The organism is Ruegeria sp. CG4 (assembly GCF_056537185.1).
Genome location: NZ_JBQFRB010000001.1, coordinates 1,236,193 through 1,263,085 on the forward strand (window position 1 = coordinate 1,236,193; position 26,893 = coordinate 1,263,085).

General features: G+C 59.2%; 26 protein-coding genes. 18 read left to right on the forward strand and 8 right to left on the reverse strand.

Features of this window, described 5'->3' with window-relative positions:
• The first annotated feature begins 30 nt into the window (after positions 1-30).
• The 3 genes from ACR0J2_RS06175 to mdoH are packed head-to-tail and all read left to right on the forward strand — an operon-like array spanning position 31 to position 4,612.
• Complete coding sequence (locus ACR0J2_RS06175; protein ID WP_170825348.1) at positions 31-1,248, forward strand: OpgC domain-containing protein; 1,218 nt, start codon at positions 31-33, stop codon at positions 1,246-1,248.
• Positions 1,245-2,744 (forward strand): OpgD/OpgG family glucan biosynthesis protein, encoded by a 1,500-nt coding sequence (locus tag ACR0J2_RS06180; RefSeq protein ID WP_480811989.1) that lies wholly within the window; start codon positions 1,245-1,247, stop codon positions 2,742-2,744. The genes ACR0J2_RS06175 and ACR0J2_RS06180 overlap by 4 nt, the downstream gene beginning before the upstream one ends.
• Positions 2,741-4,612, forward strand: coding sequence for a glucans biosynthesis glucosyltransferase MdoH (gene mdoH, locus ACR0J2_RS06185; RefSeq protein WP_480811990.1), 1,872 nt, complete (start codon positions 2,741-2,743; stop codon positions 4,610-4,612). Before ACR0J2_RS06180 ends, mdoH begins: the two co-directional genes overlap by 4 nt.
• Here the strand turns inward: mdoH and ACR0J2_RS06190 are convergent, their stop codons facing one another.
• Together ACR0J2_RS06190 and ACR0J2_RS06195 are read right to left on the reverse strand one after the other, a co-directional pair.
• Positions 4,613-5,428 carry an alpha/beta fold hydrolase gene (locus ACR0J2_RS06190; protein WP_170808255.1) on the reverse strand — a complete coding sequence of 272 codons (816 nt, stop codon included), beginning with the start codon at positions 5,426-5,428 and terminating at the stop codon, positions 4,613-4,615.
• Positions 5,428-5,898, reverse strand: coding sequence for a rhodanese-like domain-containing protein (locus ACR0J2_RS06195; protein WP_480811991.1), 471 nt, complete (start codon positions 5,896-5,898; stop codon positions 5,428-5,430). Before ACR0J2_RS06195 ends, ACR0J2_RS06190 begins: the two co-directional genes overlap by 1 nt.
• A gap of 222 nt (positions 5,899-6,120) precedes the next feature.
• Between ACR0J2_RS06195 and ACR0J2_RS06200 the strand changes: the two genes are divergently transcribed.
• From ACR0J2_RS06200 to selD, 7 genes are read left to right on the forward strand one after another with little or no spacing between them, the layout of a single operon-like run.
• The gene (locus ACR0J2_RS06200) at positions 6,121-8,991 is read left to right on the forward strand and encodes a monovalent cation/H+ antiporter subunit A (RefSeq protein WP_170609580.1); all 2,871 of its coding nucleotides are present in this window, start codon (positions 6,121-6,123) and stop codon (positions 8,989-8,991) included.
• Entirely contained in the window at positions 8,991-9,350 is a 360-nt protein-coding gene (locus ACR0J2_RS06205) for a Na+/H+ antiporter subunit C (RefSeq protein WP_480811992.1), read from the forward strand. Before ACR0J2_RS06200 ends, ACR0J2_RS06205 begins: the two co-directional genes overlap by 1 nt.
• The gene (locus ACR0J2_RS06210) at positions 9,347-10,906 is read left to right on the forward strand and encodes a monovalent cation/H+ antiporter subunit D (RefSeq protein ID WP_480811993.1); all 1,560 of its coding nucleotides are present in this window, start codon (positions 9,347-9,349) and stop codon (positions 10,904-10,906) included. Before ACR0J2_RS06205 ends, ACR0J2_RS06210 begins: the two co-directional genes overlap by 4 nt.
• Positions 10,906-11,403, forward strand: a complete 498-nt coding sequence (locus tag ACR0J2_RS06215) for a Na+/H+ antiporter subunit E (RefSeq protein WP_170682411.1) — start codon at positions 10,906-10,908, stop codon at positions 11,401-11,403. Before ACR0J2_RS06210 ends, ACR0J2_RS06215 begins: the two co-directional genes overlap by 1 nt.
• Positions 11,400-11,669: a K+/H+ antiporter subunit F gene (locus tag ACR0J2_RS06220; protein ID WP_170609575.1), complete on the forward strand. Its 270-nt coding sequence runs from the start codon at positions 11,400-11,402 to the stop codon at positions 11,667-11,669. Before ACR0J2_RS06215 ends, ACR0J2_RS06220 begins: the two co-directional genes overlap by 4 nt.
• 7 nt (positions 11,670-11,676) lie before the next feature.
• Positions 11,677-12,063, forward strand: a complete 387-nt coding sequence (locus ACR0J2_RS06225) for a Na+/H+ antiporter subunit G (RefSeq protein ID WP_170609573.1) — start codon at positions 11,677-11,679, stop codon at positions 12,061-12,063.
• Between the two features lie 5 nt (positions 12,064-12,068).
• Entirely contained in the window at positions 12,069-14,222 is a 2,154-nt protein-coding gene (selD, locus tag ACR0J2_RS06230) for a selenide, water dikinase SelD (protein WP_480811994.1), read from the forward strand.
• Here selD and mnmH read toward each other — a convergent pair.
• Together mnmH and ACR0J2_RS06240 are read right to left on the reverse strand one after the other, a co-directional pair.
• Positions 14,219-15,271: a tRNA 2-selenouridine(34) synthase MnmH gene (gene mnmH / locus ACR0J2_RS06235; protein ID WP_480811995.1), complete on the reverse strand. Its 1,053-nt coding sequence runs from the start codon at positions 15,269-15,271 to the stop codon at positions 14,219-14,221. The genes selD and mnmH overlap by 4 nt on opposite strands.
• A 41-nt stretch (positions 15,272-15,312) precedes the next feature.
• Positions 15,313-15,978 (reverse strand): SOS response-associated peptidase, encoded by a 666-nt coding sequence (locus ACR0J2_RS06240; RefSeq protein ID WP_480811996.1) that lies wholly within the window; start codon positions 15,976-15,978, stop codon positions 15,313-15,315.
• Positions 15,979-16,032: 54 nt separating this feature from the next.
• Between ACR0J2_RS06240 and ACR0J2_RS06245 the strand changes: the two genes are divergently transcribed.
• On the forward strand, positions 16,033-17,685 hold the full coding sequence (locus ACR0J2_RS06245) for a tetratricopeptide repeat-containing sulfotransferase family protein (protein ID WP_480811997.1): 1,653 nt from the start codon (positions 16,033-16,035) through the stop codon (positions 17,683-17,685).
• Positions 17,686-17,751: 66 nt separating this feature from the next.
• Here the strand turns inward: ACR0J2_RS06245 and ACR0J2_RS06250 are convergent, their stop codons facing one another.
• Positions 17,752-19,329: a bifunctional metallophosphatase/5'-nucleotidase gene (locus ACR0J2_RS06250; RefSeq protein WP_480811998.1), complete on the reverse strand. Its 1,578-nt coding sequence runs from the start codon at positions 19,327-19,329 to the stop codon at positions 17,752-17,754.
• Between the two features lie 109 nt (positions 19,330-19,438).
• Here ACR0J2_RS06250 and ACR0J2_RS06255 point away from each other — a divergent pair, with 109 nt between their 5' ends.
• The 4 genes from ACR0J2_RS06255 to arsC are packed head-to-tail and all read left to right on the forward strand — an operon-like array spanning position 19,439 to position 21,598.
• Positions 19,439-19,777 (forward strand): DUF952 domain-containing protein, encoded by a 339-nt coding sequence (locus ACR0J2_RS06255; RefSeq protein ID WP_480811999.1) that lies wholly within the window; start codon positions 19,439-19,441, stop codon positions 19,775-19,777.
• Entirely contained in the window at positions 19,774-20,205 is a 432-nt protein-coding gene (locus tag ACR0J2_RS06260) for a DUF1330 domain-containing protein (RefSeq protein ID WP_480812000.1), read from the forward strand. Before ACR0J2_RS06255 ends, ACR0J2_RS06260 begins: the two co-directional genes overlap by 4 nt.
• Positions 20,202-21,260 carry a quinone-dependent dihydroorotate dehydrogenase gene (locus tag ACR0J2_RS06265; protein ID WP_480812001.1) on the forward strand — a complete coding sequence of 353 codons (1,059 nt, stop codon included), beginning with the start codon at positions 20,202-20,204 and terminating at the stop codon, positions 21,258-21,260. Before ACR0J2_RS06260 ends, ACR0J2_RS06265 begins: the two co-directional genes overlap by 4 nt.
• Entirely contained in the window at positions 21,257-21,598 is a 342-nt protein-coding gene (arsC, locus tag ACR0J2_RS06270) for an arsenate reductase (glutaredoxin) (protein WP_480812002.1), read from the forward strand. Before ACR0J2_RS06265 ends, arsC begins: the two co-directional genes overlap by 4 nt.
• Here the strand turns inward: arsC and ACR0J2_RS06275 are convergent.
• From ACR0J2_RS06275 to ACR0J2_RS06285, 3 genes are read right to left on the reverse strand one after another with little or no spacing between them, the layout of a single operon-like run.
• Positions 21,595-22,911, reverse strand: coding sequence for an MATE family efflux transporter (locus tag ACR0J2_RS06275; protein ID WP_170808244.1), 1,317 nt, complete (start codon positions 22,909-22,911; stop codon positions 21,595-21,597). The two genes, arsC and ACR0J2_RS06275, sit on opposite strands and share 4 nt — an antisense overlap.
• A gap of 6 nt (positions 22,912-22,917) precedes the next feature.
• Positions 22,918-23,436, reverse strand: coding sequence for a PaaI family thioesterase (locus tag ACR0J2_RS06280; RefSeq protein ID WP_480812003.1), 519 nt, complete (start codon positions 23,434-23,436; stop codon positions 22,918-22,920).
• Positions 23,437-23,856 carry a PaaI family thioesterase gene (locus ACR0J2_RS06285; protein WP_170808242.1) on the reverse strand — a complete coding sequence of 140 codons (420 nt, stop codon included), beginning with the start codon at positions 23,854-23,856 and terminating at the stop codon, positions 23,437-23,439.
• A 112-nt stretch (positions 23,857-23,968) separates the two neighbouring features.
• Between ACR0J2_RS06285 and ACR0J2_RS06290 the strand changes: the two genes are divergently transcribed.
• The 3 genes from ACR0J2_RS06290 (at position 23,969) to ACR0J2_RS06300 (ending at position 26,838) form a co-directional block, all read left to right on the forward strand.
• Positions 23,969-24,337: a MerR family transcriptional regulator gene (locus ACR0J2_RS06290; RefSeq protein WP_170619491.1), complete on the forward strand. Its 369-nt coding sequence runs from the start codon at positions 23,969-23,971 to the stop codon at positions 24,335-24,337.
• A gap of 277 nt (positions 24,338-24,614) precedes the next feature.
• The gene (locus tag ACR0J2_RS06295; protein WP_170609557.1) at positions 24,615-25,016 is read left to right on the forward strand and encodes a MerR family transcriptional regulator; all 402 of its coding nucleotides are present in this window, start codon (positions 24,615-24,617) and stop codon (positions 25,014-25,016) included.
• Between the two features lie 40 nt (positions 25,017-25,056).
• Positions 25,057-26,838, forward strand: a complete 1,782-nt coding sequence (locus ACR0J2_RS06300) for an acyl-CoA dehydrogenase C-terminal domain-containing protein (protein WP_480812004.1) — start codon at positions 25,057-25,059, stop codon at positions 26,836-26,838.
• Positions 26,839-26,893: the final 55 nt, after the last annotated feature.

A 26,893-nucleotide genomic window follows, 5' to 3' on the forward strand; every position in this document is an offset into this window, starting at 1 on the left:
AATAAAAAGACCAGGAAGGACAGAGAACGTATGGCGACTGTTTCGCCCGCTACTGATTTTGCATCGGTTGCAGCTAAGGCTGCGACCCCTGCCAGCACGCGCGATCCGCGGCTGGATTTCTATCGCGGCATCGCGATGTTCATCATTCTGATCGCGCATATCCCGAACGATCCGTGGGCCAAATGGATTCCGGCACGCTTCGGTTTCTCGGATGCGACCGAGATTTTTGTGTTTTGTTCCGGCATGGCCTCGGCGATTGCCTTTGGCGGGGCCTTTCTGCGCAAAGGCTGGTGGCTGGGCACCGCCCGGGTCGCCTTCCGTATCTGGCAGGTCTATTGGGCACATATCGGCCTGTTTTTCTTTGTCGCCATGACCATGGCCGCACTGGACCAGACTGGCACGTTCGAGAAAACCTATGTCTCTTCTCTGAACCTGCAGCATTTCTTCAACGATCCTGCGCCGCAGATGGTCGGGATTTTCACACTCACCTATGTACCGAACTATTTCGACATCCTGCCGATGTATCTGGTGGTTCTTGCGATGATGCCCCTCTTCATGGGCCTGTCCCGGATCGGTTTCTGGGCGGTTGCGGCAACCTCGATCGCGATCTGGCTTGTCGCCCAGTTCGGAGTGCTGGCCCTGCCCGCCGAGCCGTGGTCGGACCGCCAGTGGTTCTTCAACCCATTTGGCTGGCAACTGCTGTTCTTTACCGGTTTTGCATTCATGCGCGGCTGGATTCCCGCGCCGCCTGTCTCGAAAACACTGATCTGGATCGCGGCGCTGTTCCTGATCTTGTCCGCGCCCTTTGGGTCATGGAAGGTGTTCCTTTGGGTGAATTCCGCAGCACCGGAACTGGGCGCGCTGATCCGCAAGGCCTGGCCCCTGACCGAGGAATTGCGGAGCAAAACCGAATTCGGACTGTTCCGTTATCTCCATTTCCTGTCACTGGCCTATCTGGGCTGGGTCGCCGCCGGGGAACACGGGCATCGCCTGATCGCCTCGGGACACGGCGTGGCGGCGCGGATCTGGCAATGGCTGCTGACCGTCATCACCAAGGTGGGTCAGCAATCGCTGGCAGTGTTCGTATTTTCGATGGCAGCGGCACGACTTATCGGCGTCGGGCTGGACCAGACCGGGCGGGATTCCGCCGCTGTCTTTGCCGCCAACATAATTGGCTTTGCCATGATCATCGGTGTGGCCTATCTGGCCGCATGGTTCAAATCGCAACCATGGAAATCTAAGAAATGATTCTTACACGCCGCGCATTTCTAACTTCATCGACGGCACTGGCATTTGCCCCATCCGCGTTTGCGACTGGCGGTGAAGTTCCGTTTGACCGCAATGATGTGATTAAGCTTGCCCGCGATCTGGCCAGCCGCCCCTATACGGACCGCGAGATGGTGCCGCAGGAATGGCAGGACCTGACATATCAGCAGTATCGCTCGATCCGGTTCCGGCTGGACCGGGCGCTGTGGTACGAGACCGAGACACCCTTCAACGTCGATTTCTTTACCCCGGGCCTTTATTTTCCGCGCACTGTTCAGGTCTCGACAGTTGAAAACGGCATGACGACGCCGGTCGCGTTCGATTTGGCGATGTTCGACAAATCCGAAGACGTGCCACACCTGCCCGTGGACGACACTCTGGGCTTCTCCGGTCTGCGCCTGCGCACCGAGATGCACCGCCCCGGTAAAACCGATGAATTCTGCGTCTGGCAGGGTGCCAGCTATTTCCGCGCCATTGGCCTGCACGAAGTTTATGGCCTGTCAGCCCGCGGGCTGGCGCTGAAGACCGGCGACCCGGATGGCGAGGAATTCCCCGAATTCATCCGTTTCTGGCTGGAGCGCCCTGCGCCGGGCCAACGCAACATGATCGTCCATGCGCTGATGGACAGCCCCAGCGTAACCGGCGCGTACCGCTTTGATGTCACCGCAGGCGCGGATTGCGTGATGGAGGTAGAGGCGACCCTCTTCCCGCGCGAGGATCTGACCCATGTAGGCATCGCGCCCGGAACCTCGATGTTCCTGTTCGATCAGACCAATCACAGCCGGTTCGACGATTTCCGGCCCGCCGTGCATGACAGCGACGGGTTGATGGTGCGCAACGGCGCGGGTGAAGTGCTGTGGCGGCCGTTGGCAAACCCGACGCGGTTGCAGATTTCCTCCTTCGTCGACACCAACCCGGTCGGCTTTGGCCTGATGCAACGGAAGCGTGAGTTCTCGGATTACGCTGATCTTGAAGCGAACTATCACAAACGCCCCGGCCTGTGGGTCGAACCCAAAGGCGACTGGGGCAAAGGCTCGGTTACGCTGGTCGAAATTCCTGCCGATCAGGAGATCTACGACAACATCGTTGCCTATTGGCGACCGGCTGCCCCGTATGCTGCGGGCAGCCAGATCGATACATCCTACCGCCTGATCTGGGGCGACAATCCACAGCGTACGCCGATGGCCCGGGTAATCAACACGGCGATGGGCGAAAATACGTTCGGCGAAGGACGTCTGGCCGTCATCGACTTTGAGGCCAGCGACTTGTTCGACGACCCCGAGGCGATTTCGATCTTTGTGGATTCGCCTCATGCCGAAACCTCGGACGGTGTGTTGCAACGCAACCCCGATACCGGCGGGATGCGGTTGGCATTTTCATTTGAACCCGCCGAACGGGATCATGTCGAACTGCGCGCGCAGTTGCTTGTCGGAAAACAACCGGCCTCCGAGGTCTGGCTGTACAGATGGACCACATGAACCGCGATCTGCATATCATGCCCCTCGAGGCGCCTCTGGCCATGCCGGCGCAGGATTTCAGCGCCGGGTTCCGTGACGCACAGGTTCCGTCCCGGACGGACAATCCGTCTGCCGGGTTCTGGCGCGCCTTGGCTTTTTCACCCGCGATGGCCGCAACGCTGGGCCTGTTGTGGGTGATGTCCGACTGGTTCGGGGCCGAAGGGATCAACCTGATCGAGGGCATTCTGCTGACGCTGATCTCGTTCAATTTCTTCTGGATCTCGTTCACGGTCTGCACAGTTCTTCTGGGCATGGCGTCGCTTGCGCGACAGGAGCAGCCCAAACACCAGACCCGCCCGACCCCGCTGCGCGTCGCGTTGTTGATGCCGGTCTATAACGAAGTGCCGTGGTTCGTTCTGGGCAATGCCCGGACCATGCTGGAAGAATTGCGGGCGCGCGGCGGCCAGCATCACTATGCCATGTTCATCCTGTCCGACACGCGCGACCCCGAGATTGCCGCGCAGGAACAGGCCAGCGTCGAGGCGCTGCGAACCTCGCTCGCACCCGGGCTGGAGTTGTATTACCGCCGCCGCGAACAGAACACCGACCGCAAGGTCGGCAACATCGCCGACTGGGTTAGCCGTTGGGGCGCGGACTGGGATGCGATGCTGGTGCTGGATGCCGACAGCCTTATGACCGGCCGCGCCATCGCCCGCCTGACGGATTCTCTGGCGCGTGATCCGGGCGCGGGCCTGATCCAGAGTTATCCGCAACTGATCGGTGCGCAGTCGGTCTTTGCCCGGATGCAGCAATTCGCCAACGGAGTTTATGGCATTGCCTTTGCCGAAGGACTGGCCCGCTGGTGCGGGCAGGAAGGCAACTACTGGGGCCACAATGCCATCATTCGAACCCGTGCCTTTGCCTGCTGCGCCGGGCTGCCCAAACTGCGATCTTTCAGTGGGCAGGACCAACTGATCATGAGCCACGACTTTGTCGAGGCCGGGTTGCTGCGCCGCGCCGGCTGGGGTGTGCGTTTCCTGCCGCGTATTCGCGGATCGTATGAAGAGACACCGCCCACCCTGATTGACCACGCCATGCGCGACCGCCGCTGGTGTCAGGGCAACCTGCAGCACCTGAAACTGCTGGGCTCTGCCGGATTCCGCGCGGTGTCCCGCTTCCACATGTTTCATGGTGCGGTCGGCTATCTGATGTCACCGCTGTGGTTCGCGCTGCTGGTCATGTGGGCGCTGATCGGTCAGGGCGAGGATGCGTCGGTTCTACATTATTTCAGCCCAGACAACCCGCTATTTCCGCAATGGCCGGAAATGACTGAAACCCGCCACGTGCTGATCATTCTGGTCATGTATGCAATGTTGCTGGCGCCCAAGGTACTGGGCGTCGTGGCCCTGCCCCTTAGCGGTGTTCGCTATTCCGATTTCGGTGGCGGGCGGCGGTTTTTCATCTCGTTTCTGTCCGAGGTGATCCTGTCGATCCTCTATGCCCCGATCCTGATGGTACAACAGATGATCGCAGTCTTCCGAACAGCGTTGGGCATCCAAAAAGGTTGGTCCCCGCAAGCCCGCGACGGCGGTAGCTATAGCCTGCGCACCCTTGTTCTGTGCCACGCTCTGGAAACGATCAGCGGTATCGCACTAAGCGTTGGGATTCTGGCCGGGCTGGTATCGATCTGGCTGGCCCCGATCGCCATCAGCCTGGCCCTGGCCATACCGTTGTCCGCGCTTAGCGGTGTGTCCGCAGGAACGGCCCGGCGCATGGTCGGTATGCGCGAGGACTTCGCCGAACCCGCAATCACCCGTTCTGCCCGCCGCCACCGTGACGAACTGAAACGCCTGATCGAGGGCACGGGGACGATGACCCCGGCGGAATGATCAGCTTCCGGGCAGGCCTTCGTACCAGTCCACCATCATGTCCGCCCAACCTTTGGGAACACCGTGACCACCGGGAAACAGCGCAAACTCCAGCGCGCTGTTTTCGGCGCAGCCCGTCCAGTTTCGGCGCATGAAATTGCCCGTGATCGAAAACCCGGATGGTTTGGTATCCGGGCATTCATTGGCTTCCCGCCAGATTTCAAACCCTGCAAAGATATCCCCCTGATGGAACCGCCCCCCACCCAGTATGCGCCCCTCCAACGGGACTACATTGTCTGCCCAGCCATGGGTGTGAAACAGCTTGACCGGCCCTGCGCAGCTTTCGGGATTTGGCCGCCAAAAGCCTCCTGATACGGGCACATAGGCCGAAAACGTCTCTGGTGCATCGCAGGCCAGATAGTTCACCATGAACCCGCCTGCGGAAAACCCGCCCAGCACGACCCGGTCACTATCGATGCCAAATCGGTCGGCTGCGTCCTGCACCACTTCGGTCAGAAAGGCGGTATCGTCCCGCCCCTCCCAGCCGGGATAGAAGTTCCAGCTTTTGCGCCCGTTGCTCATTGCCCCTTCGGGTGCCATCACCGCATAGCCACGCGCGAGCAGCGGATCGACCATATTGCGGTTCTTCATCGTACCGCTGCCGCTGCCGCCATAGCCATGCAGGAACACGACCAGCGGCGGGTTTTCGGCCTTTGGCAATTCGATGTGGTATTCGCCGGACGGGGTCTCGCACGTACCTTCAGATTCGGCACAAGTGGCCAAAGCCGTTTGTCCGGCGAATGAAAGGCTCAGCGCCAGCCAGAATTTCGCTTTCATCAAATGTCCTCTTTGTAAGCTTCGACCGGCAGCCCTTCGCGCAGCCAACCCGGTCCGGCGGCCGAGCCCAGCATGCCTTCGGGGACGTCGATAATATTGGTAAAACCGGCAGCCGTCAGTTGATTGCTCAGCCGCGCCGACCGGACGCCACGGGCGCAGATCAGTGCAACAGGCGCAGACCGATCGCCATCTGCAAGCTGCGTGAGCGCCTGCACGAAGTCCTCGCGGCGCATATCAAGCGGATGCGCGCCCCTGCCAATCCCGGTTGCGCGCCATTCCCGGGGGGTGCGGATATCCACCAGCAGGATGTCCCCCGAAACTGCCTGTTGATACGCGCCGGCGACCTGAACCCGTCCACCGGAATAATCCTGTGGAATCAGACGGTACTGCCGTATCGCAAAGCCGGCGGCGATGGCGGCACCAACACCCAAAACTACCCGCCTTCGCGTTAGGTTCACTTTTTCTGCCACGCCGCGCTCCCATGCCGACAAATCGGTTTTATCACAGGGCGAAGCACATTGCCGCGTCGAATTGGCATCGGCCGGATCAAGTTCGCGTCATTTTCGCCCCAAAGGAAAATCCGCGCGCCCTTCACGCCGAAACGGGCGCATAATCTTGCAATCGCTGGACAGTCAGAGAATTATCCTTACAAAATCAATACCACTTTGACCGCCCAGACCGGAGTATCGCACTTGTCCCTATTCCTTATCGCGGCCCTTCCCTTCCTCGGAGCTGTGTTCCCAGCCCTTCTGATCCGGGCGGGACGAAACGCGGCGGCCTCGGCTGCCGGACTGACCACATTTCTGGCACTGATGGGGCTGCTGATCCACATTCCGTCCGTCATGCGCGGCGAGGTGGTGACGGCCAGGTTCGACTGGATACCGGGGCTGGGACTGAACGCGAATTTCATGCTGGACGGGCTGGGGTTTCTGTTTGCCCTGCTGATCCTGGGGATCGGTTTGCTGATCATCCTCTATGCGCGGTTCTACCTGTCCCGCGAAGACCCGATGGGGCAGTTCTATACCTATCTTCTTCTGTTCCAGGGCGCGATGGTGGGCATCGTTCTGTCCGACAACATTCTGCTTTTGTTGATTTTCTGGGAACTCACGTCGCTCAGTTCCTTCCTGCTGATCGGATACTGGCGGCACCTGCCCGAGGGGCGTCAGGGCGCGCGCATGGCGCTGGCTGTCACCGGATCAGGCGGGCTGGCGATGATCGCCGGGATGCTGATCCTTGGTAATATCGTGGGGTCCTACGACCTGAGCGTTATCCTCCAGAACAAGGAGCTGATCCAGTCGTCGCCCTACTACATGCCCGCGCTGATCCTGATCCTGCTGGGTTGTTTCACCAAGTCAGCGCAGTTCCCGTTCCATTTCTGGCTGCCGCACGCGATGGCCGCACCAACACCGGTTTCGGCCTACCTGCACTCAGCCACGATGGTAAAGGCCGGGCTGTTCCTGATGGCGCGGATGTGGCCGGTTCTGGCCGGGACCGAGGCCTGGTTCTACATAGTGGCAACAACCGGTCTGGTAACGATGTTGATCGGTGCCTGCATTGCGCTGTTCAAGGATGACCTCAAGGCCTTGCTGGCGTTTTCGACCGTGTCGCATCTGGGTCTTGTGACCATGCTGCTGGGCTTTGGCACTAAGATTGCCGCCGTGGCCGCCATCTTCCACATCATCAACCATGCAACGTTCAAGGCCGCCCTGTTCATGACCGCAGGGATCGTCGACCACGAGACCGGAACCCGTGACGTCAAACGGCTGGGCGGGTTGCGGCACCTGATGCCGATCACCTTCACCATCGGGACGATTGCAGCCCTGTCGATGGCTGGCCTGCCACCGCTGAACGGGTTCCTTTCCAAGGAAATGATGCTTGAGGAAACAGTCCATACAACATGGCTGAACTCGCATTATCTGGTGCCCGGTCTGGCCCTGTTGGCGGCGCTTTTCTCAGCGGCCTATTCCTTCCGCTTTGTGGGCCACGTTTTTCTTGGCCCCGAGCGGGACGATTACCCGGCACATCCGCATGATCCGCCCGTCGGGCTGTGGTTGGCCCCCGCATTTCTTGTGGTTCTGGTTGTGCTGATCGGTCTGTATTCCGCCGCCATCGTTGGCCCGCTGGTCGCCGTTGTCTCCAGCGCGGTGATCGGCGGAGAGAAGCTGCCCTACTATTCGCTCAAACTGTGGCATGGCTTTACTCCGGCGCTTTACATGTCCATCGTGGCAACGCTGGGAGGTTTTTTCCTGGTGTCGCTGCACAAGCGCGGAGAACAGGTCTGGAACGCGCTGCCCCGGCCCGAGGCAAAAGACATCTTCGACGCAGTGATCGGCGCGCTGACAAAGCTCAGCCAGTGGGTCACGGACGAGCTGCACAATGGCGTCATCTCGCGTTATGCCATCATCATGATCGCCTTTACCGTGGGGATGGGTTTTTACGCCTATTCGACCGGCACAATCGGGCTTGAGACCCGGGTGCCGCTGCCCGCACCAATCATACCGATTATCGGCTGGATCTGTCTGGTGGGAGCAACGCTCGCGATCATGTGGTTCCACCGCAACCGCCTGTTGTCACTGGTGCTGATCGGTGTTGTGGGTCTGATCGTGTCAATGGCGTTCAACTACCTGTCCGCTCCGGATCTGGCGCTGACGCAGATTTCGGTCGAAGTGGTCACGATGATCCTGCTGTTGCTGTCGCTGAACTTTCTGCCAACCGAAACCCCACGGGACAGCAGCGCCCAGCGCCGCTGGCGGGATGCGGCGATCTCTGTCGTGGCGGGGATCGGCAGCGGCGCCTTGATCTATGCGCTGATGCTGCGCGATTTCGCTTTTCCGACGATATCGGATTTCCATCTGGCGAACTCGTACAAGGGCGGCGGCGGCACCAACGTGGTCAACGTCATTCTCGTCGACTTCCGGGGCTTTGATACTTTTGGCGAGATCATCGTTCTGGGCATTGCCGCGCTGATCATCTTTGCCCTGACCGAGGCGGTTCTGAGCACAAATGTCCGGGCCTATCTTCTGAACCGCAAACCGCACTGGCCGCAATCGGGCGACTCGCACCCGCTTATGATGGTGGTTGCAACCCGCGTGATGATGCCGATTGCCCTGATGGTGGGCGCCTACATCTTTTTCCGCGGCCACAACCAGCCCGGCGGCGGCTTTATCGCGGGTCTGATCGTCGCGATCGCCTACCTGATGCAATACATGGCCAGCGGATACACCTGGGCCATTGAACGGCAGAGGTTCTTTTACCACGGAACAATCGGCTGGGGCGTTCTGATAGCCGCTGCGACCGGACTGGGCGCGTGGTTCAATGAAAGGCCGTTCCTGACCAGCGATTTCGGCTACATTCACTGGCCGCCGCTGGAAGAGTTCGAATGGGCCACCGCCATCCTGTTCGACACCGGCGTATTCCTCGCCGTTCTGGGTGCTGTCATGCTGGCGCTGGACAGCCTGTCACGGTTTGCATGGCAACCGGGCATGGCGCAGGAGTTCCCGATGGATATCAACCCGCTTCGGGATGATCCGCCAGAAGAAGACCAAGAGAAGGAGCAGGCCTGATGGAAGCGCTCGTAGCCTCTGCCGTAGGCGTCATGACCGCAGCCGGGATCTTCCTGATCCTTCGTCGCAGGACTTTCCCCGTCATTCTGGGCCTGTCTTTGCTGACCTATGCAGTCAATGTGTTCCTGTTTGCCACCGGGCGGCTGGCGCTGAATGCGCCGGCGGTTCTGAACAAGTACAAGGACGTGCCCTACACCGATCCGCTGCCGCAGGCACTCGTGCTGACGGCCATCGTGATCTCGTTCGGGATGACGGCGGTGATCGTGATGATCGCCCTGTCCGCCTATCTGTCGTCCATGGATGACCACATCGACATGAGCGCGCAGGACAGCGTGGACGGCGCAGGAGAAGACACATGAATCACTGGATCGTTGCGCCGATCGTCCTGCCCGCGATCCTGGCCCCCTTCATCATCATGGTGCTGCGGTTCCATCTGGACCTGCAGCGCATCTTCTCGGTCGCCGGTGTCGTAGGCCTGCTGGGTATTGCCCTGACCATCACCGCAAAAGCGTCGGGCGGCGACATTCAGGTCTATGAACTTGGCAACTGGCCCGCGCCATTCGGGATCGTGCTGGTGCTGGACAAACTGTCGGCCATGATGGTGCTGCTGACGGCATTGCTGGCACTTCCCATCGTGCTGTATTCCATTGCCTCCGGCTGGGACGACAGGGGAAAGCACTTTCACGCTCTGTTCCACTTCCAGCTTATGGGTGTTTGTGGTGCCTTTCTGACCGGAGACGCGTTCAACCTGTTCGTTTTCTTCGAAGTTCTGCTGATCGCCTCTTACGGCCTGATGACGCACGGAGGTGGTTCTGTACGGCTGAAAGCCGGGGTTCAGTACGTCACCTACAACCTGCTTGGCTCGACCCTGTTCCTGTTTGCACTTGGCACCATCTATTCGGTGACCGGCACTTTGAACATGGCCGATCTGGCGCTGCGCGTGGCCGAAATTCCACCCGAAGATACAGCTTTGCTGCGGGTCGGCGCGGTACTGCTGCTGCTGGTTTTCTGTATCAAGGCCGCCGTTCTGCCGCTGCATTTCTGGTTGCCCGCCAGCTATGCCAACGCGCCTTTGCCTGTGGCCGCGCTGTTTGCGATCATGACCAAGGTGGGCGCATACTCGATCCTGCGGGTCTATACCCTGGATTTTGGTCCCGACGTCGCAGTGACAGAAGGCCTGGTCGGAGCTTGGCTGCAACCGGCTGCATTGGTCACTCTGGCGGTTGGAGCAATCGGCATTCTGGGAGCACAGCACATCGCGCGCCTGGTCGCATTCTGCGCGATTGCGTCGATGGGCACTTTGCTGATTGCGATTTCGCTGTTCTCGCCCGGCGCAACCGCTGCCGCGCTATATTACATTTTCCACTCGACACTGGCGACGGCGCTTTTGTTCCTTGTGGCCGACCTTGTGATGCAGCGGCGCGGCGGTGCCATTGAGCCCGGCACTCCGATGCCGCAAAGCGGGTTGATTTCGGCGCTGTTCTTCGTCGGCTCAATTGCGCTGGCCGGTATGCCGCCACTGTCCGGTTTTGTTGGTAAACTGCTGGTACTGGACGCCGCGCGGGATGCCCCGGACGCCAACGCAATCTGGGCGGTGATCCTGATCGGGTCTTTTGTGACAATCGTTGGACTGGCCCGGGCCGGGTCGCTGATCTTCTGGAAATGCCACGACGCACAGCACAACACACCAGAGTCCGAAAATGAAAATGAAGATGAAGATGAAGATGAAGACGTCGTTCTGCCTGCGCCCGAACCTCAACCGGCGCTGGCATTCACGGCGGTATTCGGATTGGTCCTTGGCCTGATGCTGTTGACCTTGTTCGCTGGCCCGGCGCTGACCTACGCTGAAGGCACGGCAGGACAATTGTTCTCGCCCGAAAATTACATCTCGGCCGTCATGGGAGGTGAAGAATGATCAAACTGCTACACCGGATATTTCCGCACCCGCATCTGACCATTCTGCTGACGTTTGTGTGGATGTTGCTTGCCAACCAACCCTCGCTGAATTCGCTGGTGTTTGGTCTGATTCTGGGGATCATCATCCCGTTCATCACGCAGCCCTACTGGCCGGACCGTCCCATACTGCGCAACTGGCCGATGATCGTGGAATACATGCTTGTCGTTCTATGGGACATTGTGATGGCCAATATCGCGGTCGCCCGGATCATCCTGTTCAAGCGCGACAGTGATCGGCAACCAAACTGGGTCTGTATTCCGCTTGAACTGCGCACACCCGAGGCGATTACCGTGCTGGCCGGAACGATCACCATGACGCCGGGCACCGTCAGCTGCGATCTGTCTGCGCAGGGGCACAACCTTTTGGTCCATTGCCTTGACGCCCCGAACCCTGACGAGGTTCGGGACCAGATCAAGCAACGCTATGAACGTCGCCTCAAGGAGATTTTCGAATGATCACCTATGCCATCTACTTTACTTTTGCCTGTTTTGGCGCGGCGATCATGATGTGTCTGTGGCGGATCGTAACGGCCGACGGTGTCGGCACGCGGGTACTGGCGCTGGATACCATGGTCATCAACACCATCGCGTTGATGATCCTTTACGGTCTCAGGCTGGGAACCGAGATCTTCTTTGAATCCGCCATGATCATCGCCATGCTGGGCTTTGTTTCAACGGTGGCTTACGCACGCTTCATGCTGCGTGGCAACATTATCGAGTGAGGGCGACATGGGTTTCATTTTCGAATTTCTCATCGCTTTCTTCCTGATCGTCTCGGGCATATTTGGTTTCGTGGGATCGTTTGGCATGATCAAGCTGAAGGATCCGATGTCCCGGCTGCACGCGCCGACAAAGGCCACAACTCTGGGCGTTGGGGGCGTTCTGCTGGCGTCGATCTTTCATTCCGTCCTACTGGAGGATCACGCGTCGCTGCACGAGCTGCTGATAACGCTGTTTTTGTTCCTGACTGCGCCGATCACGGCCCTGTTCATTGCAAAATGGCACATTCATCGCCATGAATCGCCCGGCGATCTGCCGGATGCAGGCGAGGATGAGCTTTGGGCCACCCACGCGGTCGAGCAGGTCGAAGACGTCCCGGATCACACAGCGAACTGACCCTGATGCATACACCTTCGTTGCCGCTGACCCGCGATCTGGTTCTGATCGGCGGGGGCCACACGCACGCGCTTGTGCTGCGCAAGTGGGGAATGAACCCCTTGCCCGGCGCGCGAGTGACCATCATCAATCCCGGCCCAACCGCGCCTTATTCCGGCATGTTGCCGGGTTATGTGGCCGGGCATTACAGGCGGGACGAGCTGGACATCGATCTGGTAAAGCTGGCGCGATTTGCCGGGGCGCGCATCATTCTGGGCGCGGTAAACGGCCTGGATCCAGCAAGACGGGTTGTTCACGTTTCAGGGCAGCTGCCTGTTTCGTTTGATGTCGCATCGGTCAATGTGGGCATAACTTCTGACATGCCCGCCTTGCCCGGATTTGCAGAACATGCGGTGCCGGCGAAGCCTCTGGGCCTATTTGCGGCACGTTGGGCCGACCACCTGAAGACGCCCGGGCCCGCGTCAGTCGCGGTCATTGGCGGCGGTGTTGCCGGGGTCGAACTGGTCATGGCGATGGCGCATGCGTTGCGGGCGCAGGGCCGCGACGCCCGGGTCGCGTTGATCGACAACGCCACGGCTTTGACGGCCACAGGCCCCAAGGCCGGGGAAACCATCCGACAGGCGATGGAAAGCCTGGGGATCGCGATCTTCGAAAACGCTTCCATTCGCCAGATCGGCAAGGATTATGTTGAACTGGAGGATGGCCGCCACATCCCAGCCGCGTTCGTGACCGGAGCCGCTGGTGCGCGACCCTATGACTGGATCGCTGAAACAGGGTTAGAGATGCAGGATGGCTACATCCGTGTCGACGCGCATCTGCAGTCCAGCCACCCCTTGATCTTTGCCGCCGGCGATTGCGCGCACCTGTCCGACAACCCGCGCCCCAAGGCCGGCGTCTATGCGGTCCGTGAAGCGCCGGTTTTGTTTGACAATCTGCGCGCGGCATTGGGAGCGGGACGGATGCGGCGGTACGTGCCGCAGAAAGATTATCTGAAACTGATTTCGCTGGGCAGGAAGTCCGCCCTTGCGGAAAAGCTGGGAACGTCATTCAGCGGTCCGTTGATGTGGAACTGGAAAAACCACATCGACCAGAAATTCATGAACAGATTTCGCGACCTGCCGCAGATGGCAATACCGCAACTGCCAAGGCATCATGCGGACGGTCTGAGCGAAGCATTGGGCGAAAAACCGATGTGCGGCGGTTGTGGTGCCAAAGTTGGGCGTGGCGCCTTGCAGCAAGCCTTGCAGACGTTGCCAGCGCCCGAACGCACGGATGTCACCCCCCTGCCCGGCGATGATGCGGCCCTGCTGACAACGGGTGGGGCGCGTCAGGTCATCACGTCGGATCACTTGCGCAGCTTCACCGCAGACCCCGTGTTGATGACGCGCATCGCGGCCGTGCACGCGCTTGGTGATATCTGGGCGATGGGTGCGGCGCCGCAGGCGGCGACTGCAACTGTAATCCTGCCCCGCATGTCCGCAACGTTGCAGCACCGCACGATGACCGAAATCATGACAACCGCCAGCGACGTTCTGCGGCAGGCTGGTGCCGAAATTGTTGGCGGCCACAGCTCTATGGGCGATGAGATGACCATCGGTTTCACCATCACCGGTCTTTGCGCCCAGGAACCTATTACTCTGGCCGGTGGTCTGCCGGGGGATGCGTTGATCCTGACCAAACCCATTGGCAGCGGTGTATTGATGGCCGCTGAAATGGCTGGTCAGGCCGATGGCGCGTGGGTCGCGGCCGCATTTCGCCACATGACCCACCCACAGGGAACAGCAGCCGAAATCCTCAGGCACGCGCATGCAATGACGGATGTCACGGGTTTTGGTCTGGCCGGCCACCTGAAGGGAATGTGCGAGGCTTCGGGTTGCGGTGCAGCACTGGATCTTGAGGCCGTGCCTGTAATGATCGGCGCTGAAGAGTTGTATTCGAACGGCATCCGGTCGAGCATTTTCGCTGACAACAGGGCAATTGCTCCGGAACTGCCTACAGAAGGCAAAGCAGGCTTGTTATTCGACCCCCAAACCGCAGGAGGATTGCTGGCTGCGGTCGCCCCGGACCTGGCTCAGGACCTGTGCGCGGTACTTCGTGATGCGGGATATCCGGCAGCTATTGTCGGTCGGTTAACCAAGGCTCCGGGCTTGCGTCTTTAAAGCCGGGCCAGAACCTGTTCGATCCGGGCGGCGACATCGGCAAGACTGTCGGTATCCAGCCGGTCAGCCCGAAGTTCCGCAATGACCTGAGCACCCCTACCTTTCTGCGACTTGGCGTAGGCCGGATCATAGTGCTGATCCATCAGCGCCCGCGTCAGACCACGTTTATCTCCGGCCTCCATCAGGGACAGCCAGTTATCGACGACGTCATGGCCGCGATGAAAGCGCAGCGGTGACAGCCGGTCACGCATCCGCTCGTGATCTGAAAGAATGTCATCATAGGCAGCGACCAGATAATCTGCCCGCGCCGCAAGCGGGGCATCAATGCGGACACGAGGAGCCGCTCGCAGCCCGTTCCAAAGGCTGGGCGGCAGGATCAGGCTTCCGATTTTGGACGACTCGGCCTCGACGACCACTGGCCGACTGGCGTCCATCCGGCAAAGCGCGGCGGACAATGCGGATTCAAACCCTTTCTGGCTGGGTTGTCCTCCGGGCATTTCACCCAGCAACGAGCCGCGATGATTGGCCAGCGCCTCAAGGTCCAGAACCTGCACGCCTCGCTTTGCAAGATGTGCCAGCAATTCGGTTTTTGCCGTGCCGGTATATCCGTCTAGTGCCACAAGGCGGTGCGGCAGGGCGTCATCGTACAGATAGCGGTTCACCAGCCGGCGGTAGGTGCGGTAGCCACCTTCAACCACGTCGGCACGCCAGCCGATTTGCTGCAGCATCCAGGTGAACGACCCTGACCGCTGCCCTCCGCGCCAACAGTAGACCAGAGGCCGCCATCCTCCCTCGTGATGGCTGAGGCTGTTTTCGATATGCGCGGCGGCATTGCGAAACACCAGAGCCGCGCCCAGCTTGCGGGCCAGGAACGGGCTTTCCTGAACGTAGATCGTGCCGATTTTCGCCCGTTCTTCATTGTCCAAAACCGGCAGATTGATGGCACCCGGCAAATGATCCTCGGCGTATTCCGCAGGGCTACGCACATCGATCACGGTATCGAAGTCGTGTGTATATAGGTCAGGCAGGTTGGTGATTTTCAGAACCATATCTGCGGTCTATCTTGGGCTTGGCTGAAAGAAAAGCCAGCTCACTCCTCGATTGGTTCGATCAGTTCTGCGCCGCTGGCCCGGTTCGAGTTCACCGCAGGATCAACCCGATGATAGGTCAACACATCTTCCGCACCGGGACGCATCAGCCGGGCCGCCCCTTTACCCGCTTCGCCCAGCCAAAGCGCCCAGTCGTCGGGTTCAAGGATCAATGGCATCCGATGATGGATCTTGCCCAGATTTTCGTTGGCCGCAGTGGTGACTATGGCGCAGGTGCTTTGGCGTTCACCGTCAGGACCCCAGTCCTGCCAGACACCGCCGAAGGCAATCGGTTCTTTGTTGCGGCGCGAGAAATACCAGGGCAACCGCTGTTCATGGTCGGATTTGGTCCATTCATAAAAACCTGTCGCCAAAATCAGGCAACGCCGCTCGCGGCAGGCCGCGCGGAACGCGGGTTTCTGGGCCAGTGTTTCAGCGCGGGCATTGATCAGCAACGGGCCATCATTTTGCGCCTTGTACCAATGCGGCAGAAACCCCCAACGCATCGGATCAAGCTGGCGGCCTCCTTCACCGGTCCGCACGACATGCACCTGATTGGTCGGGCACACATTGAAATTGGGAACGCCCGGAAGGCTGTTCGCCGGGCGCGCAGAAAACAGCTGCGCCATTGCGTCGTTGGGAAGAGTTATTGCAAACCGTCCGCACATAGGTAATGAACCACTGACATTTTTTTCTACAGGCTCAGGTTCACACGAGGTCACATGGCAAATCAAACAGCTAAATCCCTTAAGGGCAAAGCGCTTGGTGATCTCGAGGCAGGTAAGTTGCCGCAGGCACTAAAAAAAGCGCAGTTGGGGATCAAGAAGTTTCCAAAGGATACGGACTTTCAAGCCATTGCGGGTTTTGTTTTCACCGAATTGAAGCAGTACAAGAAGTCCATTCCGCATTTCGTCGAAGCCGCGCGTCGCAAACCCGATGACCCTCAGTTTGCTGAAAACCTTGCAAACGCTCTGATGCAGACGGGCCAGATCCCGCGTGCGCTGGCTTATGCCGAGAAAATGCTGGAGCAGTTTCCCAATAACGCAGAGCTTGTTCGCGTTGTGGATGAGATCCAACTCAAAGGATCCAACTGGCGCGAGATTGTTGAGCATGCGACCGAAAAACTCAAAAAATCTCCGGACGATGTCACGCTGTTGACGACCCGAGCCCGCGCTTACGACAGAATTGGGTTCAGCGACAACTGCAGGCAGGACGCCTATCGCGCTTATGAACTGGCGCCAGACGACAACGCAGTCGCATTCCAAAAAGCATCGATTCTTCATCAGGAAGGCAAGAAAAAGGATGCCGCCGAGATTCTCGACCGGATCATCACCAATGATCCCGCTCATGTGGCGTCACTATTGCAGTTGTCCAACATGGCCGACGAGGACCGCGCGCGCGACCTGGAACCGCTTGTAGCTGCTGCCATCGACAACAGCGATCATCCTATCTCGCAGCTTGAGTTCGCCAAGGCGCAAATCACATCCGTTCTGCATGGGCTGACTGCCGCAATGCCCGGGTTTGCGCGGGCCAACGAATTGCAACACGAGTTGAATCCGTACAAATTCGGCGACGAAAGCCAGAAACTTCGACGCATTGTGCAGTTGTTCCCCGAAATTGACACTCCGATCTCCTCCGAGGTGGTCGATGGGCCGACCCCGATTTTTGTCATCGGCCAACCTCGCTCCGGGACGACGCTCATGGAAATGATGCTGAGTTCGATTCCGGATGTCGCTGGGTGTGGGGAACTGACTGTAGGGCCGGACTTGTCCTACGACTTTATCCATGAAGGCAAAGCCTATGACGCGAAAGACGCGGAGGAGTTTGCCCGAGATTTCCGCCGCCTGATGCCACCGGTCCCGGAGACATCAATCGCGTTTGTCGACAAGTTGCCTCATAACTACCAGCAGGTAGGATTCTTACTTTCTGCATTCCCAAATGCGAAAGTTATCAATATGATGCGCGATCCGCGCGATGTCGGTTTGTCAAAATGGATCAGACGGTTCCCCGCACCGGGTATGAGATATGCGTCCAATCTGGAAGCAATCGGGCATTCCGCGAACATGTACCGCAAGTACATCGCCCATTGGGAAACCATTTTCGGCGACCGGATTCTGACCGTGCCGTATGAAAAGCTCGTCGCTGACCCCGAAACCTATAGCCGGCAGGTTGCGGACTTCCTTGGCCTCGAATGGCACGAGACGATGATGCACCCGGAAAAGAACAAAAAGCAGGTGCGCACAGCCAGCATCGATCAGGTTCGAAAGAAGATTTCGACCAAATCAATCGGCGGCTGGCGTCAGGTCGCAGACCACATCCAACCGATGCTGAACGGCTTCGATCCCGAGCTTTGGCCGGAATACGATCTCAGCTGACACAAATCACACCGAACAGAAAAGGCCGCATCGGGGATGCGGCCTTTGTCGTTGGTGTCGGGATGCTTACTTCTGCTTGATGCGTCCGTCCAGATAAGGCTGGTACGGCGCATTTGCGGCCAGATATTCAGCGGTGACATCCGCCAGATCCGGTCCGAAGTCATACGCTTTCTTGTCATCGCCCTCGAACATGGAATAGCCATCACCACCGTTGCGGACATAGTTGTTGGTCACGACCAGATATGTCGCCGCCGGGTCAATCGGCACGAATCCATCGCCCTCAGCCACCATCACCTCGGTTACGCGCCCCTCGTTCGGGGCAACGGACGGATCCCATGTGAAGGCCAGACCGGCCACCTGCGGGAAGCGGCCTTTGACTTCTTCAACCTGGCTCACGCCGTTTTCCAGGGCGTCGATGACCCCCTGACCGCTGATCTGGAAAGTCGACAATGTGTTCTGGAACGGCAGGACCGTCAGAACCTCGCCCATGGTCACTTCGCCCGGATCGATCGAGGCCCGCAAACCACCGGAATTGGCGATGGCGATCTGAACGCCCTGATCCGCCACACGGGCCAGCATTGCATCGGCAACCAGATTGCCCATCTGGCATTCCTGCACGCGGCAGATCGCGCGGTCGCCTTCAATCGCATCGGCAGCATTGGCCACAACCTTGTTGCGGATTTCATCCAGAGGAACCGCCAACTCGGCGATCCGGTCCAGCGCGGACTGATCCTCGGTCACGGTGTTGTCCATGATCAGCGGTTCACCAACGGCCTCGATCACATTTCCGTCGTCGTCGAATGTCACATTCAACTCGCCCAGGAATTTACCATAGGCGTAGGCCTGAACGATCTGAACGTCATTCACGACGGTCGGGTAAGGCCCGACGGCCCTGTCGGACACGTTCGACAGGTACGTGTTGGAATGCCCCCCTACGATCACGTCAACGCCGGTGGTTTCCTGCGCCACGCGCTGGTCCACACCATAGCCCGAGTGACTTAGAACAACGATCTTGTTGACGCCTTCGCCGGTCAGCTTGTCCACTTCTCCCTGCACGGCCGGAACCGGGTCGGAAAATGTAACGTTTGGCCCGGGTGAGGCCAGTTCGTCCGTATCCTGAGGCGTCAGGCCGATCAGGCCGATCTTTTCACCGCCAACCTCGATAACCGTCGACTTCGCGATCTTGTCGGTCAGCAGTTCTTCGTCAGCAATGTTCGCGTTGGACATCAGAACCGGAAAATCGACGGAGTCGACGAAACCGCGCAACACTTCGGGGCCGTCGTCGAACTCGTGGTTGCCCACGGTCATCGCGTCATAGCCCAGCCGGTTCATGAACTCGGCCGCGACCTTGCCCTTGTAGTAGGTATAAAACAACGAACCCTGAAACTGGTCGCCGCCATCGACCAGAATCGAATTCTCAGCGCGGCCACGGGCTTCTTCCACCGCAGTGACAAGGCGCGCCGAACCGCCGAAACACTTGCCTTCGGCATTGTCTTCGGCGTCGCAGCCGCTGTCATATTTGTTGATCGGCTCAAACCGGGAATGGAAGTCATTGGTGTGCAGAATGGTCAGCTTGTAGTCGGCGGCCGCAACACCTGCGGTCAGGCCCACAATGGCAGTAGATGCCAGAAAACGGATCAACATTAATGAAACTCCCTGTCGTTGATTGCAGGGATCGTGCGCCGACTGAAACAAAGAGTCAAAGGGGGAAATCCGCCTTGATTCCCCACGCCGTGCAAGGCATCACCACCTCATGCTGATTTACAAGATTTTCAGGTCCGATGAATGGGCCACGCTGCAGGATCAGGGCGCGTCAGACGGCGCGCCGATTGACCTTACCGACGGGTTTGTCCATTTCTCGACGGCCCAACAGGCCGCCGAAACCGCCGCCAAGCATTTTGCCGGAGTTGATGGCCTTGTCCTCTTGGCCTGCGACGCCGACGCCATGGGCGATGATCTGAGATGGGAAGTTTCGCGCGGGGGCGCCTTGTTTCCCCACCTTTACCGGCAGATCCGGATGACCGATGTGATCTGGACCCGCGCCCTGCCCTTTGACGGAAAGCTACACCAGTTCCCCAAGGAGATGGTATGACCGGCTTCATCGATCCTGATCGTGAGCAGTTCGAGGCGTTCAAGGCACTGGATCGCAATCAGCCGATCGAGATGCTCAACCTGGTCAGGTTTCGCGCGCACGCTGAATATCCTCCCGGGCACGCGCTGGCAGATGCCGGCCTGACCGGCGCCGAGGCTTACCAGAACTACGGATCGGAAACCGCGCCCATTGTCGCCCGCATCGGCGCGTCCATTTTGTGGCGCGGCGGATTTGAAACCACTTTGATAGGCCCCGCCGACGAAATCTGGGATGTCGTGTTCATCGCCCGATATCCCAGCGCGCACGCCTTCCTTGAGATGGTAACGGACCCCGTTTATCGCACCGCCGTGGTGCATCGTCAGGCGGCTGTTTCGACCTCGCGGCTGATCCGTTGTTCGCCAGCACAGGTCGGAGGGACCTTCGGATGAAACTGATCGAAAAGCTTGGGCTGTCAGCCCTGCACCGGATGGACCCCGAAACTGCCCATGGGATGTCGATCCGGGCATTGAAAGCCGGATTGGTCCCGGCTGCCGGCCCTGTCACCTCACCGCGCCTGCGCACGCAAGTCGCCGGTCTGACGCTGGCCAATCCGGTCGGCCTGGCCGCTGGATTCGACAAGAATGGCGAGGTTCTGGGCCCTTTGTCGCGGGCCGGGTTCGGATTTATTGAAGTCGGTGCGGTGACACCGCGTCCACAACCGGGCAACCCGAAACCGCGCCTGTTTCGCCTGACCGAAGACAAGGCGGCCATCAACCGTTTCGGCTTCAACAACGAAGGAATGGACGTCATGGCTCGCCGTCTCGCGAGCCGTCCCCGCGATGCGGTCATCGGATTGAACCTTGGCGCCAACAAGGACAGCGACGACCGCCCCGGTGATTTTGCCAAAGTACTGGCCCATTGCGCCGCCCATCTGGATTTTGCCACGGTCAACGTGTCGTCCCCCAACACCGAGAAACTGCGGGACCTGCAGGGTAAGGCCGCGCTTGGCGCTTTGTTGTCGGGTGTTATCGAAACGCGCGACGCGCTGCCGACGACGATTCCGGTGTTCCTGAAAATTGCTCCGGACCTGACGGCACCAGAGATACAAGATATCGCCGATATTGCGTTGGAAACCGGAATTGACGCGGTCATTGCCACGAATACCACCCTGTCTCGCGACGGGCTGAGAAGCGCAAACAAGGATGAGGCTGGCGGCCTGTCTGGCGCGCCTTTGTTCGAAAAATCGACACGCGTTCTTGCGCAGCTCAGCCAACTGACCGAAGGACGCATTCCCTTGATTGGCGTGGGCGGCATCAGCAGCGCGGAACAGGCCTATGCCAAGATTTGCGCCGGTGCCTCGGCCGTCCAGTTCTATACGGCCATGGTTTACGGCGGCATGTCGCTGGCATCGGAAATCGCCCGGGGTCTGGACGAACTTCTGGCCCAGGACGGGTTTGAAAATGTCGCACAGGCGATTGGCAGCAAACGAGAGGATTGGCTGTGATGGAATACTGGCACAACCCGCGGTGTTCGAAATCGCGTTCGGGGCTTGCACTGCTTGAAGAAAACGGCGCAGAACCCCGTGTCCGGAAGTATCTGGAAGATGCACCGACGGAAGACGAATTGCGGGCCGTGCAGGCGAAACTGGGCATTGCTGCAATCGACATGATGCGCCCAGGTGAAAAGCGCTTCAGGGAACTGGGGCTGAACAAAGCGATGCCGGACGACACCTTGATCCGTGCCATGGCCGAAAACCCGATCCTGATCGAACGCCCCATTGCCATTCGCGGCGACAAGGCCGCAATCGGGCGTCCGCCCGAAAACCTGTTGACCCTGCTTTAAGCGACTTGCGCTTCTAGCTTCGGATAGCGCCATCCCAGCGTGACGCCACGCGCGATGTTCAGAACCATCAGCGCGGCCCACAGCCCGTGATTGCCAAATGCAGGCACCAGAATGAACAGGGACAGGACGTAGATCCCGACCGAGTGGATCATCGCCTGGCGCATGTCCCGGGTCCAGGTCGCGCCGATGTAGATACCGTCGAACATCCAGCTGGCCACGCCAATCACCGGGGCAATCGCAGCCCAGATCAGAAATTCGCGCGCGGCCTCACGTACCTCGGGCGAGGTCGACATCACATCGATCAGCGCGGGTCCCGCCAGATAGAAAACCAGGCCCAGCGCGAAAGCGCCGCCTACGCCCCATTGTGACGCCATCACGGACGCGCGCCGCACCTGAAAGCGGTCCTTTGCCCCGACCGCCCCGCCGACCAGCGCCTCGGCCGAAAAGGCGAAACCGTCAAGCGCAAAGGCTGTGATTTCCAGAAACTGCAGCAGAACCTGATTGGCAGCCAGATTGACGTCGCCCAGGTCCGACCCGACAAAAAGAAAAGTGGTGAACGATCCGGTCAAAAGGACGGACCGCACCATGATGTCGCCATTCACCTGCATCATCCGGCGCAGCCGTGCGCCGTCGAAAATGCGCGGCCAGTCTCTCCACTGATTACCGGCAAATGCCTGACGGCAGAGCCATAGCCCAAGGGCCAACCCGGTCCATTCGGCGATCAGTGTCGCCAGCGCGACGCCCTCGACGCCCCAGCCCAGCCCAAGCACGAACCACAGATCCAGCAGGATATTCAGGCCATTCATCCAGACCTGAAGCACAAATACTCCCCGCGTCCGCTCGATCGCGATCAGCCAGCCTGTAACGGCATAAAGCGCAATTGTCGCCGGGGCACCCCAGATCCGGATTTCCAGGTATTGCCGGGTCAGCGCTTCGACTTCGGGGCTTGCGGGGGACAGGGCAAATGCCCCCCACAGCACCCAGACCTGCGTCAGAATGAAAAACAGCCCCGCCGCGCCGCCCAACAGCAAACCGCGCATCAGCAGCGCGCCGGTTTCAGCCGTGTCGCCAGCCCCGCGCGCCTGTGCAGCCAATCCCGTGGTGCCCATCCGCAAAAAGCCGAATATCCAGTAGATGGCCGACAGGATGACCGCACCCATACCGACAGCGCCGATCGGGGCGGCCAGCCCCATCTGCCCGACAACACCAGTATCCACCGCCCCCAGTATCGGGACAGTGGCATTGGACAGAACGATAGGTGCTGCGATCTTCAGCACCCGTCTGTGCGTGATGGGTGCCGAGGCATCCCGCATCCAAGGCTATCCTTCGTCCGAATCCGGTTGCGGCATCAGGAAATGCCCCGAAGCCTGCGCGAACAGGCGCGCATGGTTGTCCTGCCACGCCTCAACCCGGACCGAAGCATAACGCCGCCCGGAACGGCTGATGTAAGCGCGGGCGTAGGCATCGCGCGGCAAGCCCGAACGCAGGTAGTCGACCGTGAAATCGATGGTTTTCGGGTATCGGAGCAAACTGGCATCCCGAATGTCTTCGGCACTCATCTCTCCGCTTTCGATGCGGTGAAACACGGTCTCCCAGCACAGGGTGATCACGCCGGTCACCTCCAAAAACGCGGCAGTGACCCCACCGTGCAGCGCGGGCAGCAGCGGATTGCCAATCAGTTTTTCGTCAAAATTCAGAACACCCGTCAGTTCATCCCCACGCCGGTCGAAGGTGATGTTGAGAAACCGGATATACGGCACCCCATCGACCATGGCGTTCAGTGCGGCGTCCCGGCGGTTCTTGACCACCTGCATCGGCTCCGGTCGATTGCGCGCCATTTACCTGCCCTCCACGGTGAAAGACCCCGATGCGGTTGCGACAGGATGTTCCTGATCGTCATCCGTTGCGGTCGCACGCACGAAGGCCACATTGCGCGTGATGTGATAGCATTTGGCGCGCGTTGTAATGTTCTGCCCCGGCGTAGCCGCCCGCATGTAGTCTATGCGCAGGTCAATTGTAGCCGTGGCACCCGGCGCGGACGGATGGCTCATGACAGCCGCGCCGCTACAAGTGTCCAGCAAAGCGAACACCGCCCCACCATGAATGACACCGGTGCGCGGATCCCCGACAAGGTCCGCGTTATACGGCATGGTGATCTCGGCTTCTCCGGCACCGATATACGTCAGCTCCATGCCCAATGCCCTGGCATGTGGAATCGCCTCGATGAACTGGCGCGCGAAACCCAATTTTTCTACCATTCGGTCTTTCCCTTCTTCCGCGCCCTTTATGATCGTCAGTTCAGCGAAAGGGCAAGCCCGACTGTTGCGCTTGCCGCTACGACTCCATAGGTTGCAGACAAGGAGATGAGGAATGTCCGACACCCGTTTGTCATTCAAAGAAATGTGCGCCGAGTTCGACGTAACGCCCCGTACCCTGCGCTACTACGAATATATCGAGTTGCTGCAACCTGACCGCGAGGGCCGCTCCAGGTATTACGGCCCTCGTGAGCGTGCACGCATGACGCTGATCATGCGCGGACGAAAGTTCGGGTTCCCGCTTGAAGAGATCCGGCAGTGGCTGCTGATCTATGAACATCAGGGCAACCAGGCTCAGATGGCAACATTTGTGGAAATGGCTGACCGGCAAATGGAGGAGTTGCGCCAGCAAAGGCAGCAACTGGACGAAGCTATGGACGCCCTCAAGCAACTGCGCGACCAGACGGCCAATTCTCTGGGCTGACAACCTTTCAAGCCTCATTTCGGTCGAAACTTTAGCTCCCGTGGTCCTGCTGCGGGATTTTTCTTGTGGAGAACGTCGATATACGCAGCGTGGAATCGCGAGATTTCCCCTTACCCAAGGGAAAGAAGATTACCGAAACACGGATTTACGCGAACGGATGTTACGTCAACTTTTTTGTGACGTAGCGTTCGCATTACGTAAACGTCATCTGCATGTTGTAAGAGGCCCATCAACTGCGCAAATCTTTTTCACGACGCCAGTGATGAGAGTTTGAACCATGACCGAAGACCTGATGACCATCCGCGAAATGTGCGAGACCTATGATGTCACACCACGTACCTTGCGGTTCTACGAGGCCAAGGAACTTTTGTTTCCGATCCGTGAAGGCCAGAAACGTCTGTTCACCAAACGCGATCGTGCCCGTCTGAAACTGATCCTGCGTGGCAAGCGCTTTGGCTTCAGCCTGGAAGAAATCCGGCAGCTTCTGGACCTGTATCACGTCGGTGATCAGCAACTGACACAGATGTCCCGCACCTACGAGATCGCGTGCGAACGTCTGGCAGACATGGAAGCACGCCGCGAAGAACTGACACAGGCCATCGACGATCTGAAAGAGCAGTTGCGCTGGGGCGAAAAGGTCATCGTCTCGATGAAACAGGAAAAGAAGGCGGCCGAATAATCTCGCCCGCCCCCGGACATCTGAATTAAGGGAGCTTCACATGCCCGTCTACAACGCGCCAATCAAAGACGCACAGTTCATTTTGCATGATGTACTGAAAGTCTCGACCTCGGACATTCCGGGATATTCCGATCTGGAGGCCGAGTTCACCGGCGCCGTGCTGGAGGAAGCGGGCAAGATCGCCACAAATGTTCTGCACCCGCTGAACGTGGTTGGCGATACCGAAGGATGTCGGCTGGAAAACGGTATCGTTTATACACCAAGCGGGTTCAAGGATGCCTTCGAGAAGATGAAGGAAGGCGGCTGGACGGGCCTCGACATGCCGGAAGAATATGGCGGTCAGAATATGCCCTATGTTCTCGGAACTGCCGTGGGCGAGATGTTCTCGGGCTCCAACCAGGCGTTCACCATGTATCAGGGCCTGACGCACGGCGCGGCGTCTGCGATCTTGGCGCACGGAACCGACGAGCAGAAGAACAAGTACCTGCCCAACATGGTCAGCTGTGAATGGACTGGCACCATGAACCTGACGGAACCGCATTGCGGCACCGATCTGGGTCTGATGCGCACCAAGGCGGAACCGCAGGGCGACGGCAGCTATAAAATCTCGGGTCAGAAGATCTTTATCTCGGCCGGCGATCACGACATGGCCGACAACATCATCCACCTGGTGCTGGCCAAAATCCCCGGCGGCCCCGAAGGGATCAAGGGCGTGTCGCTTTTCATCGTGCCCAAGTTCATCGTGAATGAAGACGGCACCCCGGGTGAGCGCAACGGCGTTTCGGTCGGCAAGATCGAAGAGAAGATGGGCATCCATGGCAACTCGACCTGCGTCATGAACTATGACGAGGCCACCGGCTGGCTGCTGGGAGAGGAACACAAAGGCATGCGCGCCATGTTCACCATGATGAACGAAGCGCGTCTGGGTGTGGGCATGCAAGGCCTGTCTCAGGCCGAAGCTGCGTATCAGAATGCTGTCGAATATGCCAAAGACCGCCTGCAGGGCCGCGACGTAACAGGTGTGAAGAACCCGGACGGCCCCGCCGATCCGCTGATCGTGCACCCGGACATCCGCCGCAACCTGATGGATCAGAAAAGCTTCACCGAGGGTGCACGTGCGTTCATCCTCTGGGGCGCGACCATGATCGACAAGGCGCACCGCTCGGGTGATAAGGACGCGGACGGGCTGATCTCGCTGCTGACACCGGTCATCAAAGGCTTCCTGACGGATGAAGGCTATGACATGACCGTTCAGGCCCAACAGGTCTATGGTGGCCACGGCTACATCGAGGAATGGGGCATGTCGCAATACACACGCGACGCCCGGATCGCGATGATCTACGAAGGTGCGAATGGCGTTCAGGCGCTGGACCTTGTGGGCCGTAAGCTGGCACAGGATGGCGGCAAGCATGTCATGGCCTTCTTTGAAATGGTCAAATCTTTCTGCAAGGAAAACGGTGGCAAGGACGAAGCTTATGACAAAGCCTTCATCGATCCGCTGAAAGCCGCGTCGAAAGACCTACAAGCCGCTGGCATGTACTTCATGCAGGAGGGCATGAAGAATCCGAACAACGCGCTGTCCGGGTCATATGACTTCATGCACATGTTCGGCCATGTCTGCCTGGGCCTGATGTGGGCGAAAATGGCAAAGGTTGCACAGGAAGCTCTGGACGGAGGCGCCACCGACAAAGAGTTCTACCAGACAAAGATCAACACCGGTCGCTTCTACATGGCGCGCCGTCTGCCTGCCACATCCATGCATCTGGCCCGGATACAAACCGGCGCGGATACTGTAATGGCGCTGGACGCGGCAAATTTCTGAACTCAGTCTGGTTCCGGGTACTTTCGCCCGGAACCAGGTCCCCGGAGGACAAGAC